The following is a 14541-nucleotide window of genomic DNA, read 5'->3' as shown; positions in this document are numbered from 1 at the left end:
ATCGACGCGTCAGTGTCAGACAGACAACGACAGGGAGTACGAGATGCGCTACATGATGATCGTCAAGTCCAGCCCCGAGGCCGAGTCCGGCGCCGTGCCCTCCCCTGAGGAGCTGGCGGAGATGGGCAAGTTCAACGAGGAGCTCGTCAAGGCAGGCGTCATGCTCGACGGGAACGGCCTGCGGGACAGCTCAGAGGGCTTCCGCGTGCACTACGGCCCCGGCGGCAGGACAACGGTCGTCGACGGCCCGTTCGCCGAGGCCAAGGAACTCGTCGCCGGCTACTGGATCATCCAGGTGTCGTCCCGTGAGGAAGCCGTCGAGTGGGCCCGCCGGATCCCGTTCCAGGAGGGCGAGGTCGAGGTCCGCAAGGTCTTCGAGGAAGAGGACTTCGCCTGATCGCCTGAAGCCCGGAAGACGAAGCCAAGCCCGCCGGACCCCGAGACCCGGCGGGCTTTCTTCACGCGTGTCCACCTTTCCAGCACCGCGTGTCCACCATTCCGGCACGGTGAAATTCCCCGACCCCGCTAGGGCAAGCGCGAACTCGGGGTGCCGGAACGCGCATTTCATGGTGCTGCAGTGGTGGACACGGCGGCTGGGGCCAGCCGGAACAGCGGGGTGTTCGCATCGATCGGTGCCGAGTTCAAGCGGGCCGCGTGGATCTCGGGGACAACTGTGTCCCACTCATCGGTGCCCGGCAGCACTCGGGTCACGGTCGCGTCCCATGTGAGGGCGCGAGCCCCGGTCGCCTTGTCGCGGACGATCACCGGAACAGAATCCACGTCGGACAAATCCACAAGGACGTATGCCGCATCGTTGTGCCAGTGATGCCATGTCGGGACGGGGCGGGTGTCGCCCGGCCGGGTGATCCAGATGAGCCCGGACTTCTTTGTCGCGTCGGCTATCAGGCGCATGGGGGAAATCGTAGGCTATCCGGGTGAAACCGGCGATCTACTCGATCGTAGAATCGTTCAGGCGTCGCACAATTACGTCGTGCGCAACCGAGTCGTGGCCGCCGCAGGTTCAGCCGGCTTCTTCGTTCTCGCACCGGGCATCGTCGCCGGCCTCATCCCGTGGTTGCTCACCAGATGGGATGCTGAACCGATTTGGTTGCCGCTGCGCGTGATCGGCTGGGTGGTGTTCGTCGCCGCCGTTGCCGTGCTGATCTCGGCGTTCGCCCGTTTCGTCGCCGAGGGGTTCGGCACCCCAGCGCCGGTCGCACCACCGCAAAAGCTTGTGGTGGGAGGGTTTTACCGATACGTGCGCAACCCGATGTACCTCGCGGTGCTGAGCACGATCATCGGCCAGGCGTTGATCCTTGGCCAGTGGATCCTGCCCGTGTACGCGGTGCTTGTCAGCGCGGCGTTCTACGCGATGGTCCGTTGGCATGAGGAACCCGCGCTGCGACGCAGCTTCGGCAGTCAGTACGAAGTGTACAAAGCTGCCGTGCCCGGGTGGCTGCCCCGGATCCGACCGTGGCAGCCACCCAAGTCCGCTTAAGGCAACGGTTCGAACTCGCGAACGTTCGCGATGGACACACCGTTGGCCGTGTTCGCCTCGCGCTCGATCATGATCTCCACGAGCACCGGCCTGCTGGTGGCCTCGGCCTGCTTTCTGGCCCACGCCAACGCATCCGTGATCTCACGGGGTTGCGTGACGCGACGGCCGGAGCAGCCGTAGGCCTCCATGATCTTGATGTTGTCCGAGCCGACCGTGTCGTAGTGGATGTCGACTTCGTAGTTCATGTCGTACCCACCGTGGTCCTCGGCCATCCTGATCAGCCCGAGGTACTCGTTGTTCAGCATGATCAGCACGAACGGGACGTCGTACTGCGCCGCGACGGCGAGTTCCTCAACCAGGAACTGGAATGAGTAGTCACCCACGATGCCGACGACTTCCGCGTCCGGCTCGGTGTGCTTGAGCGCCTTCTTCACACCGATCGCGGCGGGGATCTCCCAGCCGAGCGGACCGGCCTGGCCGCAGACCTGGTAGTGCCTTGGCTTGTGCGCCAGCTGGTGCTGGCCCGACCAGATCTGGTACAGCCCGATCGCGGTCACGAAGTACGTGTCCGGACCGTAGAACTCGTTGATCTCCTTGAACACGCGCGGTGCCTTGACCGGAACGGTGTCGAAGTCCTCACGACGGGTGAGCGTCGCCTTCAACTCCTGCACCCTGGCGACCCACGCACCGGCCGGGCGACCGGCGCCCCGCGCCTTGGCGAGGTCCAGAATGGCCTGCAGGAACAGCTTCGAGTCCGACACGATGCCCAGGTCCGGCGCGAACACCTTGCCGATCTGGGTCGGCTCGATGTCCACGTGGATGAACTTGCGTTCGCCCCGGTAGGTCGGCAGATCACCGGTGTGCCGGTCCCCGAAGCGCGCACCGATCGCGAGCACGAGGTCGGACTCCAGGAAGGACGCGTTGCCATACCGCTGGGACGTCTGGATTCCTGTCATCCCGGAGTACAGCGGGTGGTTCTCGTCGAGCACACCCTTGCCCATCAGCGTGGCCTGCACCGGGATCTGCAGGTACTCGGCGAGTTCCTGCAGCTGTTCGTGCGCCTCGCCGAGGATCACGCCACCGCCGGCCAGCAGCAGCGGCTTTTCCGCGGCCAGCAACATGTCCAGCGCACGTTCGACGCGAGGCAGGTGCGGCAGCACCGGGTTGAGCGGCAACGGCGCGTCGATCGTGCCGTCCCACTCGATCTCCTGCTTCGCGATGTCCACCGGGATGTCGATCAGGACGGGCCCTGGCCTGCCGGACCGCGCGATGCGGAACGCCTCACGGAAGATCCACGGCGCCTGTGCGGCTTCCTTGATCTGCACCGCCCACTTGGTGACCGGTTTGGCGATCTCGACGATGTCGACCGCCTGGAACGCCTCCTGGTGCAGTTTGGTCGACGCCGCCTGGCCGGTGATGCAGATCATCGGGATCGAGTCGGCGATCGCGGTGTACAGACCGGTGATCATGTTGGTCCCGGCCGGACCGGACGTGCCGATCGCGACACCGACCTTGCCGTTGGTGCGCGCCCAGCCGTCGGCCATGTGCGTCGCGCCCTCTTCGTGCCGCACAATCAGGTGCTCGATCCCGCCGACCACCTCGAGGGCCTTGTACAGCGGGAGAATCGCGGCGCCTGGGCAGCCGAACGCGGTGTCCACACCCTCGGATTTGAGGACTTCGACAACCGCTTGCATCGCGGGAACTCTAGGCATCTGTCATGTCCTTCCTGACCCGGCGCCGATCAACCGCGGCCGGAGAGCTGCTCGGTGACCTTGAGCAGGGCCGAGTGGTCAAGTGAGCCGTGGCCCATCGCCCGTGCAGCCGCGACCAGCTGCGCGATCAGGCCGGTGACCGGCAGCGACACGTCGGCCTGCCGTGCGGCGGCCAATGCGATGCCCATGTCCTTGTGGTGCAGGTCGATCCGGAAGCCCGGCTGGAACTGGCGGGCCACCATCGACTCCCGCTTGAGGTCGAGGATCCGGCTGGCCGCGAGGCCACCGGCGAGCACGTCAAGCCCGGTCTTGGCGTCCACTCCGGACGCTTCGAGCAGCACGATGGCCTCGGCCACCAAGGCGTACGTGCCACCGACCACGAGCTGGTTGGCGGCCTTGACGACCTGGCCGGCGCCGTGCGGTCCAACGTGGACGACCGTCTTGCCGAGCACGTCGAACAACGGCTTCGCGGCTTCGAAGTCCGCCGCATCGCCACCGACCATGATGGACAGTGCCGCGTTCTTCGCGCCGGCCTCGCCACCCGACACGGGCGCGTCCAGCACACGGATTCCCTTTGCCTTCGCGGCTTCCGCGATCGCCAGCGAGCTCTCCGGGCGGATCGTGCTCATGTCGACCAGCAGAATGCCGTCCTTGGCGTTCTGCAACACACCGTCGTCGCCGAGCACCACCGACTCGACGTGCGGGTGGTTGGGCAGCATGGTGATCACGACCTCGGCACCTGTCACCGCCTCTGCCACGTTCGAGGCCGCTTTGCCGCCCGCCTCGGTGAGCGCGGTCAGCGACTCCGGCACCACGTCGAAGCCGATCACCTCATGTCCTGCGTTGACCAGGTGTGCGGCCATCGGGCTGCCCATGATGCCCAGGCCGATGAATCCCACCGTCGTCATGATTCCTCCGGTGTCACGCCCGCAAGTCGCGGGGAAGCCAGTCGAAGCTGTCGGCGCTCGCACCGCTTGGCTTGTACTCCAAGCCGATGTAGCCGCCATAGCCGTTCTCAGCGAGACGGTCGAACAGATCACGGAAGTCGAGGTCGCCCGTGCCAGGCTCGTTGCGGCCCGGTGCGTCGGCGATCTGGACGTGCCCGATCTGCTTGACGTAGTCGTCGATGACCCGCGCCGGGTCGTCACCGTTGACCGCCAAGTGGTACAGGTCCGCGAGCAAAGCGACGTTGTCGACGCCGCCTTCCTTGCGTACTCGCTGGATCACAGCATGCGCTTCAGCCGCGGTCTTGAGCGGATATGCCGGTGCGCCGCTCAACGGCTCGATCAGGACGCTCGCGCCGATCCGGCTCGCCGCCTTCGCGGCGATCGCCAGGTTCTCCCGCGCCACCTCGTCCTGTTGCTCCACCGGGACGCCGTCGATCCTGTTGCCGTACAACGCGTTGAACGCGCGGCAGCCGAGCTGGTCGGCGATCTCGACAGCGACCTCGATGTTCTCCCTGAACTCCGTGCTGCGCGCGGGGTTGGACAGCACACCGCGATCGCCGCCGGGCATGTCGCCGGCGAAGAAGTTCAAGCCGATCAGCCGCACGCCCTCTTCGCGCACCGAGCGGACGAAAGCGTCCACATCGGAGTCTTTGGGCACCGCGTCGCTGAACGGCCACCAGAACTCGACCGCGCTGAAACCCGCGGCTTTCGCCGCGGCCGCCCGGCTGTTCACGTCCAGTTCGGTGAACAAGATCGAGAGGTTCACGTCATACCGGAAGCGATGGTCCACCGTCGCTCCTTAATTTCGCTCTGCGGAACTCACCTTCCATCTAACGAAACCGTACTTCCATGAGCCGGATCCCGTCAACCGTGCGGACATCCAAAAAGCCCCTGTGAGAGTCGCTCTCACAGGGGCTGAACTTGGCGTATGCGGTTACCGCGCGACTACGCGGACCGAATCGAGCTTTCCGTCGACCGCGTCGGGGATGTACATCCCGGCATCCAGGCCTGACCGCAGGTAGTCGAGCACGGCCTTGTTGATGACCTCACCAGGCAGCACGGCCGGCGCGCCAGGCGGATACGGAGTGATCATCTCCGCGGCGATCCGGCCGACCGCCTTCTGCACCGCGATCTGCTCCGTCTCACCGAAGAAGGCGTCACGGGGCAGCATCTCGGTACGAAGCTCCAACTCGTCCGGCGTCGGCAGATCGACCCGCGGTGGCCTCGGCAGCGAGTCCGCGGAGTCGGCAAGGTCCTCCATCGCCCGCAGGAAAGCCGACGCTGTCTCCTGGTCATCGGCATGAGTGAACTCAGCGACGATCCGGCGATGGTCCGACAGTCCGACGGTGATCCGGCGCTCCTCGCGCAGCCAGTCGGCTGCCTGGTAACCGTTGATGCCGAGATCGCTCACGTCGACCATCACCTTGAGCGGGTCGATCGACGAGGCGTACTCGGGTCCCACGACCTCGTCACCGACCAGGTGCAGGCCTGCGATCCGATCGACTTCGGCCCGTACCGACCGCGCGAGCGTCAACGCGCCGCCGAGCAGTTCCTTGCCGTGCTCCACCATCTGCCTGCGCCAGCCGTCCAAACCCAAGTACACCAAGGAGGACGCGCTCGTGGTGCCGAGCAGGTCCTCCCTCATCTTCAGCACCGCGGGGTCCACCCGGTCGCCCTGCAGGTGAAAGACCGAGCTCTGCTCGACGGCCGCCCCCATCTTGTGCACGCTCGTGACACACAGGTCGGCATCGCAGTACATCGCCCACGGCGGCAAGTCGGAGTGGAACGGCAGGTGGGCGCCCCATGCTTCGTCCACGATCAGCGGCCGGTCGAACTCATGGCAGACCTCGGCGATCGCGGTGATGTCGCCACACGTGCCGTAGTCCGTCGGCGTCACCAGCAGCATGCCCTTGGCTTCGGGTTCCGCCTTGAACGCGGCCCGTACGTCATCCGGGCCCGGCGGGTGGGACAGATGCCGTTCGGTGTCCCACCGCGGATGCACCCACACCGGGTCGACACCACTGATGATCAAACCGGCGATGACAGACTTGTGCGCGTGCCGGACGACGAGGATCTTCTCGCCGGGCCCGGCGACCGAGAGCATGGCGCTCTTGACCGACAACGAACTGCCACACGTGGAGAAGAACGTCTTGTCCGCGCCGACGGCGTCGGCCATCAGGTCCTGCGCGTCCTGCAGCACGCTGTTCTCGACGCGCCGGGTGTCCAAACCGTTCGGTGTCAGCACATCGGAACGGAAGACGTCCTTGCCGACGACGTCGAGCACCCGCGGGTCGATCCCGCGTCCCTGCTTGTGGCCGGGTGCGTTGAAGGGCACGAACGCACGTTCGTGGTAGCGCTGCAGCGCCTCAAGCACCGGAGCACGACTGTGGTCCATGTTCCATGGGTCACCCGGCGTCCGCTCTCTCAAACGTCGCGCAGCTCCAGTGGCTTGGTCGCCGGTCCTTCGAGGACATTACCGTCCACATCGAACCGTGAGCCGTGGCACGGGCAGTCCCAGCTGGTCTCGGCGGCGTTGAACCGGAGCAGGCAACCGAGGTGCGTGCAGCGCAAGGACACCGCGTGCTGCTTTCCGTCACGATCGCGATAGATGCCCTTTTTGCCGAGACCGTCCCGCTCGATGCGGACATCGGCAGGCAGTTCGCCGGGCGTGGTCAGGTGATCGCCGACGAGGTCGACAGCGACCTTGGCGTTCAGCCGCGCCAGTTCCGGAACGGAGTTCAGCGTCACGCGGTGCGGATCGAACCGTTCGGCCCACGGATTGTCCTTGCCAGTCAGCACGTCCGCGAGGATCATCCCGGCGAAGGTACCGGTCGCCAGCCCCCACTTCATGAACCCGGTCGCCACGTACACACGGTCGGAGAACCGGTTGTAGCGCCCGATCATCGGGAGCTTGTCGTACGAACTCGGGTCCTGTGCGGACCACCGGTGCGTGATCTGGTCGACATCCCAGTACTCACGGGCGAAGTTCTCCAGCTCCTCGTACCGTCTCATGCCGACACCGGGCTGACCGGTTGGATGGCTCTCCCCCGCGACGATCAGCAGATCACCCGAAGCACTCAACGACCGTGTCGGCGTGCCCGGGTTGATGGCCAACGCTTCCGGAGGCGAGCCGGACCGCAGTTTCGCGGCGACGCAGTAGGCACGAGTCGGTTCAAGACGGGCGAAGTACAGCCCGCGATCCAGGATCGGGTAGTGCGTGGCGACCACGACCCGGTCGGCTTCGACCGTCGCGCCTGCTGTCCTAACGCGACAGCGCCGTCCTTCCTCGACTTGGCCGACCCGGGTGTGCTCGAAGATCTGGCAGCCGTCGCCGACGAACTGCGCGGCGAGGCCGAGCACGTACTTCGTGGGGTGGATCAGGATCTGGTCGGCGAGCTTCACTGTGGCGTGCACCGGGAATGGCACGTCCATCGGCTCTGACGTGACCGGCAGTCCCGCCTTCGCGGCGGCCTGCGCCTCGTTTTCCACAGCCTCGACTTCGCCGGGTGCCAGCGCGTAGGTGTACGCGGGCCTGCGCTGCAGATCGCAGTCGACGGCCAGTTCCGCCACTTTCTCCACGCCCGCGAGACTCGCCGCCGCGTAGTCCCGCGCGGCGTACTCGCCGTGCTTCTGCAGGATCGTCGAGTACACAGTGGACTGCAGGGCGGTCACCTTCGCGGTGTTGTTGCCGCTCACGCCTGCGCCCACCCGGCCGGCCTCGAGTACGGCGACTCGCAGGCCGGCCTGTTTGAGCAACAAGGCGGTAGTCATTCCGGCGATGCCACCGCCGACCACGGCGACATCGAACGTCTCGTCGGCCTGCAAGGGCGGGTAGCCGTCGGCCGGAAGGGCTTTGAGCCAGAGGGACTGGGCTGACGTGGTGGTGGTCACGGCATTCGAGTACCCAGTCCCGGCCGGTCAACCCATCGTCTTCGAGCCGTCCAGTGACTCGCGGATGATGTCGGCGTGGCCGGAGTGCTGCGAGGTCTCGGCGATGATGTGCATCAGCACCCGGCGGTTCGACCAGGCCGCACCCGGCTCGAACCACGGCGCCTCGGGCAGCGGGTGCGACTCGTCCAGGTCGACCGTCGCGACCAGCTCGTCGGTCCGGCGGGCGATTTCCTCGTACTGCTCGAGCAATCCGGCCAGCGTCTCGCCCTCCCGCATGGAGAACTGAGCCTCCCAGTCGACCGGCTCGGAGAACATTCCCGCGGCGCCTCCGAGGATGAAGTTGACCCAGCCGCGTTCGGTCACCGCGACGTGCTTGATCAGCCCGCCGAGCGTCAGCTCGCTCACCGTGGTCCGCTGGTTGGCCTGCTCGTCGGTCAGGTTCTGGACCGTGAACTTCAGGAACCCGCGGTGCTTGGCCAGCATCTGCAGGAAGTCCGCGCGCTCGCCGGTAACGGTGGTCCTCGGCTCGGTGTAGGTGCTGCTCATTGTCTTCCGCCTTCCTCGGTTGCCCTGTTGAGGACAACTCTATGAGGCATAGCGGTCAGTTTCCGTCCTCAATCAGGAACCTATTTTCCCGACTTCAGCGACTCGACGGCCTTGGTGATCCGGCGCTGGCGCGTCTCGGCCGTCTTGGCGTCCTCGACCGACAGCACCCACCGCAGCTGATGGCTGTACGAGAGCTTGTCGAATGCCTGCCGAGCAGCTGTTTCCTTGTCCAACTCGGCGGCGAGGTCGTCCGGAACGGTCACCACACGAGGCTCGGTGTCCAGCTCAAGCGTCACCTCGAGTTCGTCCCCCGCGGACACCCCTGCCTTCGACCGGTTGTCCGCGCTCACCGAGAGCAGATAGCGGCCACCCATCCTGGCCACAGTGTTGCGGTACGTGTAGCCGTTGATGGTCACCACGACCGGCGGCTTCTTACTGGTTCCCAGCGCGGCGACCACCTCGTCGGGCACAGGGATCCCGGTGGTGTTCTTGCCGGTCGCCTCAAGCTCGGCACGGAACTTCACGGCTCACTCCTCGGTGAAGAACTTGATCAGGACAGGGGCGAGGACGTCCGGCGAGACGTCATGCGGCTGGCCTTCCAGGACCTCGTGCCGGCCGATCGGCAGGTTCTTCAGCAGCGCGTCGATGCCTGCCCTGATCCACGGCAGGGTCGCCTGCCCGCCGTCGACCACCAGGACCGGCACCTCGGTCGGAGCGGCGGGCACGGAAAAATCCCACAACACTGAAGCGTCGTACACCAAGCCTTGCGCGTGCGCGACCATGCCGTCCCAGAACGGTGTGCCCTTCATCTGTGCCACATAGTCGGCCGGGATCTCGATGATGTCGGTGAGCCAGTATGCGATGCCGTCCTCGGGGCGCCCGGCGTCGATGGCCTCCTGGACCGTCTGGCCCCACTCCGGCGGGACGGGCGAACGCGCGCCTTCGACGATGTACGGCGGTTCCCACATCGCGACCCGGCTGATCGGCATGAGATCGGCCGCGTCGAGCGCGATGTTGCCGCTACCCGAGCTACCGAACACCCCCGCGACCCCGCCTGCTTCGGCGATCACCGCGGCGAGATCCTCGAACTCCCGCTCAGGGGTGTGCGGCAATGTATCGCCACTGCGACCCCGCGCGCGGTGGTCGTAGGTATACACGGTGAGGAACGGCTTCAGCACCTCAACCAGCGGCTGGGACACCGAGCGGTCGTTCGGTCCCGCGCTCAGCAGCACCACGGGCGGGCCAGAGCCGACCCGGTCGAAGTCGATTTTCGTGCCGTCACGGGAGATGGCAGTACCCATTGTCGATCACCTGTCCGCGCCGCGGTAGAAGCGCACAGAAGTTGTTGCGAGCCACGTGAACGCGGCAAGGACCCCAGCAGTGAAGATCAGGATACCGACGCCGGGACCTGCGGCCATGGCACCGAAGGAAAGCAGGAACGCCACGCCGGTGATCCGTGAGTAAGTCGCCCAGCCGAGTCCGGCGAACCTGCGGGCGATGACGAAGGTCGCTATCGCGAAGCAGACGAAACCAATCGCACCGAAGGCGAAGTGCAGGGTGTTGGCCATGGTCGGCATGGCCAGGTTGACGATGTCGCTCGGGAAGCCGGGCACCGGATCGGCGGGGAAGATCCCGCTGGCGACCATGCTCAGCCCGAACGCGCCGATCAGCCCGGGTCCCCATGTCCCGCCCACTCCTCCTTTGAGCAGCCGGCGCATACCGACCGCGGCGGCGAGCACCATCAGGCCGGTCAGGATGAGGTTCGTGGTCTGGATCCAGCCGAGGTCACCGTTGGCCAGCACGCTCCACGGATGTCTGGTGAAGTCGAACCCGCTGCGGGTGAGTCCTTGCACCACGGAGACGATGACGTAAAACGGGCCGGCGAGAACTCCGTAGCCCAGCAGAGACCTGGTGATACGGACCGGCAGCTCGCAGTTGGTACCGATGGTCCGCGGCGTCCAGATGGCGTGCGTCATGACATTTCCCCTGTTCAGTGGCTTAACTGGAACTAGACCGTACAGTACTCTGACGGGTACTGAGCCGTCTAGTACCATTTCCGACCAGGAGGCTGATCATGGGAATCGCGGGTGTCGGTGTCGGGAACGAAGAGGGCCGCTCCGCCCGCAAACGGCGGCTGATCATGGAAGCGGCGACCACGCTCTTCCTGCGCAACGGCTACCAGGGCACGAGCATGGACGAGGTGGCTGCGCTGGCGGCGGTGTCCAAACAGACCGTCTACAAGAACTTCACCGACAAGGAAGGCCTGTTCAGCGAGATCATCATGAGCGTCGCGACCACTGTGGACGCTTTCATCAAGCTGATCGGCGACAAGCTGCACAACACCGAGAACCTGGCGCAGGACCTGCCCGTGCTGGCCCGCCAGTACCTGCACTCGGTGATGCGCCCGCAGGTGCTGCAAATGCGACGGCTACTGGTCGGCGAAGCCGCCCGCTTCCCCGAACTCGCGCGCACGTACTACGAGCGGGCGCCCGAACGCGTGCTCACCGCATTGGCGCCGGAGTTGAAGCACTTGGACGAACGCGGCCTGCTGCGCGTGCCCGACCCGCCCTTGGCTGCCAAGCACTTCGCGTTCCTTGTCCTCGGCGTGGCCTTGGACAAGTCCATGTTCTTCGGCGACACGCCCGCGTTCACTGACGAGGAACTCGACCACCTCGCCGACGAAGGTGTCCGCGTTTTCCTTGCCGCGTATGGCGTTTAACCGATCAGCGACTCCGCGGAAGCCGTGCTCCGGTCCCGGACACGCTCGCCGCGCTGCACCATCGCGGTGGCCACGGCCGTCGCGATCACGCGGCCAGCGCTGTCGGTGAGCTCGCCGCGCAAGTGACAGACCTGCTTGCCACGGCGGACGACAGTCGCCTTGCCGATCAACGTACCCGGCCACGCCACGCGCAGGAACTGCACGTGCAGGTCCAAAGTGGGGGCGAACTGGCCGGGACCGAGCGTCGCGGCCAGCGCGGGACCCATGGTGTCGTCGAGCATCGCGGCCAGGAAGCCACCTTGGACGTGCCCGGCCGGGTTGGTGAACTTGTCCGTCGCGGCGAACTCGACCTCGATGGTCCCCTCGTCCGGGTCGACCTCGCGCAGCTTCCAGCCCAGTGTCGCGGCGGCCGCCGGGGCGGGCGTGCGGCCGGCCATCATGTCCCAGAAGAATCCCGTTGGCGTCGGCATGCGCGACACTATGCCGGACCGCTGGGCGCGCAAGGCGTTCCCAGCGGAAAAGTGTGAACGCCACTCACCGGGGTTCGATCTTGGTGCTGTGCAGGTGTTCGTACACCACGCTCGTGCGCACGTCGGCAACCTCGGCGCGCAGGGTCAGCTTGTCGATGACGAACGCGTACAAGTCCTGGTTGTCCCGCACCGCGACATGCACCAGAAAGTCCTCGTTGCCCGACACCACGAACACTCCGATGGTCTCCGGCAACGACGTTATCCAATTGCGGAAGGCGTCGATGTTCCGCCGTGACGGCGGCCGGATCCGGACCGCGATGAGCGCTTGGACAGCGCGTCCAATCGCGGCGAGGTTCACGTCCAGTACCGCACCACGGATCACGCCTCGCTCGCGCAGCCCGCGCGTCCGCTCAAGCGCGGTCGAAGGCGCGACACCAACCGCGGTCGCGATGTCCCGGTTGGTCCGCCGAGCGTCCACCTGCAACTCGCGCAGGATCGCCGTATCAAGTTCGTCGAGTTCCACGCCGCACGCCTCTCTGCCGAATTAAGTTCGCCACTGTTGGAATCCTGCCAGAAATCAGATTAGCGTTTGGCTCCTATCCCGCATGAGTGAGAGGTCGAACGTGTCCGCAGATGTATTTGGTTTCGCTCCGGACGAAGTCCAGCTGGACGGACCTACCAAGGCTGCCCGGTTGAAGTGGGTGGTGATCGTCGATGAAGCGCTCCCACCTGGTCAGATGGTCAACGCCGTCGCATGCGTCGCGGCCTCCGTGGGGCAGTCCGTCACCGGCATGATCGGCCCCGAAGCACCGGACGCATCGGGCCGCGTTCATCCAGGACTGCCATGGGCAGGCTGCACGGTGTTGCGCGCGACAGCACCCCAGCTGGCCGAACTCCGCGCGAAAGCCGTTGCCAGCGCGGGCGTTCTGGTCACCGAGATGCCGGCGATGGCGCAGCGCACCCGGGTCTACACCGAGTACATGGCCGAGCTGGCCGAGACCAAACCGGCCGATCTGGACCTGTGCGCGATCAGCATCATGGGCCCGCGCAACAGGATCAGCAAACTGGTGAAGGGCCTCGACCTGCTACCGTGAGGAGACCGGTTCGAAAGGGGGACGCCATGCTGCGCCTGCACTTGCTGCTCGCGTTGTTCCTCCCGGTCGCGTTCATCCTGTTGACGGGCACCACCTCGGACGCGATCGTGCTGGCGGTGATCGCCGGTGTCGCGATCCTGCTGTCGATCGGCGTGCCCACCGCTGTTCCCGCCCAGGTAAGGGCGATCTCCTTGCAGGAACGCGCTCGCCAGAGCGTCTTCCTGCGCCTCAGGGATCCGGACGCCGCAGGCCGTCCGCGTCCTCGAGCGCCAGGCGCAGCCCTCGCGGCTGCGTGACTGCCAAGCAGCCGCTTCCGTTTGTCCCCAGTCCTTTCTGGCATGACGGAGTGCTGCCCCCATGTTCGATTTCCTTGACGTGCCCGCACATGGCGCGTATGACCTGGTGTCCTTGATCGCAGGCGCGACGGGAACGGCCGCGGCGATCGTGTTGTTCACCGCGGCCGTCCGACTGGCGCTGCATCCCCTTGCCCGCTCGGCGATTCGCGGCGAGAAGGCCAGGGCCGCCCTCGCTCCGCAGGCCGCGAAACTCCGCGAGAAACACAAGAAGAATCCCGAACGCATGCAACGGGAACTGCTGGCGCTGTACCAGGACAACGGCGTCTCGATGTTCGCGGGCTGCTTGCCGATGCTGCTGCAGATCCCGGTCTTCATGGTGCTGTACCGGCTTTTCACGGCCGGTTCGTTCGACGGCACACCGAACAACCTGCTGTCCGACGTGTTGTTCGGAGCGCCGCTCGGCAGTCATTTCTTCAGCTCGGGCGCGGATGTGGTCGTGTTCCTCGGCCTGTTCGCCGCGCTGCTCGTGGTCGGCTACTTCGCTTCGCGGGCGATGCCCGAGGAAACGCCCAAGTTCTTGCGGCTGTTGCCGTTCGGTACGTCCTTCGCTGTCGCGGTGATCCCCTTGGCCGCCGGGTTGTACTTGCTCACGACGACAACCTGGACGGTGCTCGAACGCGCCTACTTGCGACGGTAGGCCTCAAGGCGTTCCACGAGTTCCAGTGGCCGGGCCAGCGCGACCAGGTGCCCGCCGGGCATCTCGTCCGGCTGGAAACCCAGGCGCTGCTTGACAACCCGGCGCTGGAACTCGGCAGGGAAGAAGCGGTCGTCCCGAGCGAGCAAGAACTTGGTCGGCACGTCCGGCCAGGCCGTCAACGGCCACGGCTTGGCGAACGGCGTGCCGGACTGCACGATCTCGCCCTCGGCCATCAACTCGACGGCCACGTCCAGCGGAACATCGTGCAGGAAGGAGAAAAGCGGGTCGAACGGGCCGTCGGCGGGCTGGCCAAGAGCTTGCTTGACCGCGGCTTCCGCCTCGCCCTGACCGGTCGCGGCCCACCACTCCCCCGCCGACTCCCCGGGCTTCGGGGTCATCGCCGCGAGCAAGATCAGCAGGTCGACCTTGAGCCGCTCGCAGACAAGCGGGGCGCTGAAGCCACCCATCGACTGCGCCACCAAGATCAGGTCGGTACGGTCGCCGATGGCCTGCACGATGACGTCGGCGTACTCCTCAAGACCGGCGCTGTCGTCACCAGCGGGCAGATCCACCGCGACCACGTCATGGCCACGTGCCCGCAACTCCGGCTCGACGAACCGCCAGTATGACGCCTGTCCACCCGCACCGGGAATCAAGACATACGTGCTCAT

The 14541-nt window shown here is 66.0% G+C and carries 19 protein-coding genes; 6 read left to right on the top strand and 13 right to left on the bottom strand.

The genetic code is table 11. The features are described 5' to 3' along the window. Window positions 1-43: 43 nt before the first annotated feature. Window positions 44-397: a YciI family protein gene (locus B9C43_RS27825; protein ID WP_084429969.1), complete on the top strand. Its 354-nt coding sequence runs from the start codon at window positions 44-46 to the stop codon at window positions 395-397. A 167-nt stretch (window positions 398-564) separates the two neighbouring features. Here the strand turns inward: B9C43_RS27825 and B9C43_RS27820 are convergent, their stop codons facing one another. Further along, window positions 565-912, bottom strand: coding sequence for a hypothetical protein (locus tag B9C43_RS27820; protein WP_051896619.1), 348 nt, complete (start codon window positions 910-912; stop codon window positions 565-567). A 79-nt stretch (window positions 913-991) separates the two neighbouring features. Here B9C43_RS27820 and B9C43_RS27815 point away from each other — a divergent pair, with 79 nt between their 5' ends. Beyond that, window positions 992-1498 carry a methyltransferase family protein gene (locus B9C43_RS27815; protein ID WP_084430375.1) on the top strand — a complete coding sequence of 169 codons (507 nt, stop codon included), beginning with the start codon at window positions 992-994 and terminating at the stop codon, window positions 1496-1498. Here B9C43_RS27815 and gcl read toward each other — a convergent pair. The 9 genes from gcl to B9C43_RS27770 all read right to left on the bottom strand — a co-directional run bounded on the left by gcl (window position 1495) and on the right by B9C43_RS27770 (window position 10570). Then, entirely contained in the window at window positions 1495-3192 is a 1698-nt protein-coding gene (gcl, locus tag B9C43_RS27810; RefSeq protein ID WP_235038876.1) for a glyoxylate carboligase, read from the bottom strand. The two genes, B9C43_RS27815 and gcl, sit on opposite strands and share 4 nt — an antisense overlap. A gap of 47 nt (window positions 3193-3239) precedes the next feature. Next, complete coding sequence (locus B9C43_RS27805) at window positions 3240-4118, bottom strand: 2-hydroxy-3-oxopropionate reductase (RefSeq protein ID WP_084429967.1); 879 nt, start codon at window positions 4116-4118, stop codon at window positions 3240-3242. Window positions 4119-4131: 13 nt separating this feature from the next. Continuing rightward, complete coding sequence (locus B9C43_RS27800; RefSeq protein ID WP_084429966.1) at window positions 4132-4947, bottom strand: hydroxypyruvate isomerase family protein; 816 nt, start codon at window positions 4945-4947, stop codon at window positions 4132-4134. Window positions 4948-5091: 144 nt separating this feature from the next. Next, window positions 5092-6552: an aminotransferase class I/II-fold pyridoxal phosphate-dependent enzyme gene (locus B9C43_RS27795; RefSeq protein WP_084429965.1), complete on the bottom strand. Its 1461-nt coding sequence runs from the start codon at window positions 6550-6552 to the stop codon at window positions 5092-5094. Window positions 6553-6581: 29 nt separating this feature from the next. Then, window positions 6582-8048, bottom strand: coding sequence for an FAD-dependent oxidoreductase (locus B9C43_RS27790; protein ID WP_084429964.1), 1467 nt, complete (start codon window positions 8046-8048; stop codon window positions 6582-6584). Window positions 8049-8075: 27 nt separating this feature from the next. Then, the gene (locus B9C43_RS27785; RefSeq protein WP_084429963.1) at window positions 8076-8594 is read right to left on the bottom strand and encodes a DinB family protein; all 519 of its coding nucleotides are present in this window, start codon (window positions 8592-8594) and stop codon (window positions 8076-8078) included. An 80-nt stretch (window positions 8595-8674) separates the two neighbouring features. Further along, a complete protein-coding gene (locus B9C43_RS27780) occupies window positions 8675-9118 on the bottom strand; it encodes a YdeI/OmpD-associated family protein (protein ID WP_084429962.1) in 444 nt (147 codons plus the stop codon). Between the two features lie 3 nt (window positions 9119-9121). After that, window positions 9122-9895, bottom strand: coding sequence for an alpha/beta fold hydrolase (locus B9C43_RS27775; RefSeq protein ID WP_084429961.1), 774 nt, complete (start codon window positions 9893-9895; stop codon window positions 9122-9124). 6 nt (window positions 9896-9901) lie between these two features. Further along, window positions 9902-10570 (bottom strand): DUF998 domain-containing protein, encoded by a 669-nt coding sequence (locus B9C43_RS27770; protein ID WP_063751095.1) that lies wholly within the window; start codon window positions 10568-10570, stop codon window positions 9902-9904. A 98-nt stretch (window positions 10571-10668) separates the two neighbouring features. Here B9C43_RS27770 and B9C43_RS27765 point away from each other — a divergent pair, with 98 nt between their 5' ends. Further along, a complete protein-coding gene (locus tag B9C43_RS27765; protein ID WP_033387736.1) occupies window positions 10669-11313 on the top strand; it encodes a TetR/AcrR family transcriptional regulator in 645 nt (214 codons plus the stop codon). Here B9C43_RS27765 and B9C43_RS27760 read toward each other — a convergent pair. Beyond that, window positions 11310-11783, bottom strand: a complete 474-nt coding sequence (locus B9C43_RS27760; RefSeq protein WP_051896620.1) for a PaaI family thioesterase — start codon at window positions 11781-11783, stop codon at window positions 11310-11312. The genes B9C43_RS27765 and B9C43_RS27760 overlap by 4 nt on opposite strands. A 64-nt stretch (window positions 11784-11847) precedes the next feature. Further along, complete coding sequence (locus tag B9C43_RS27755; protein ID WP_084429960.1) at window positions 11848-12306, bottom strand: Lrp/AsnC family transcriptional regulator; 459 nt, start codon at window positions 12304-12306, stop codon at window positions 11848-11850. A gap of 100 nt (window positions 12307-12406) precedes the next feature. Between B9C43_RS27755 and B9C43_RS27750 the strand changes: the two genes are divergently transcribed. The 3 genes from B9C43_RS27750 to B9C43_RS27740 all read left to right on the top strand — a co-directional run bounded on the left by B9C43_RS27750 (window position 12407) and on the right by B9C43_RS27740 (window position 13870). Beyond that, window positions 12407-12877, top strand: a complete 471-nt coding sequence (locus tag B9C43_RS27750; protein ID WP_235038875.1) for a DUF2000 domain-containing protein — start codon at window positions 12407-12409, stop codon at window positions 12875-12877. A 26-nt stretch (window positions 12878-12903) separates the two neighbouring features. After that, window positions 12904-13173 carry a DUF6412 domain-containing protein gene (locus B9C43_RS27745; RefSeq protein ID WP_084429958.1) on the top strand — a complete coding sequence of 90 codons (270 nt, stop codon included), beginning with the start codon at window positions 12904-12906 and terminating at the stop codon, window positions 13171-13173. A 61-nt stretch (window positions 13174-13234) separates the two neighbouring features. Beyond that, window positions 13235-13870, top strand: coding sequence for a YidC/Oxa1 family membrane protein insertase (locus B9C43_RS27740; protein WP_084429957.1), 636 nt, complete (start codon window positions 13235-13237; stop codon window positions 13868-13870). On the opposite strand, the gene B9C43_RS27735 is transcribed toward B9C43_RS27740, so the two are convergent. Further along, on the bottom strand, window positions 13855-14541 hold the full coding sequence (locus B9C43_RS27735) for an alpha/beta fold hydrolase (RefSeq protein WP_084429956.1): 687 nt from the start codon (window positions 14539-14541) through the stop codon (window positions 13855-13857). The two genes, B9C43_RS27740 and B9C43_RS27735, sit on opposite strands and share 16 nt — an antisense overlap.

Source organism: Kibdelosporangium aridum, from assembly GCF_900176515.1.
GTDB lineage: Bacteria > Actinomycetota > Actinomycetes > Mycobacteriales > Pseudonocardiaceae > Kibdelosporangium > Kibdelosporangium aridum.
This window is presented reverse-complemented; position numbering and strand designations above follow the sequence as displayed.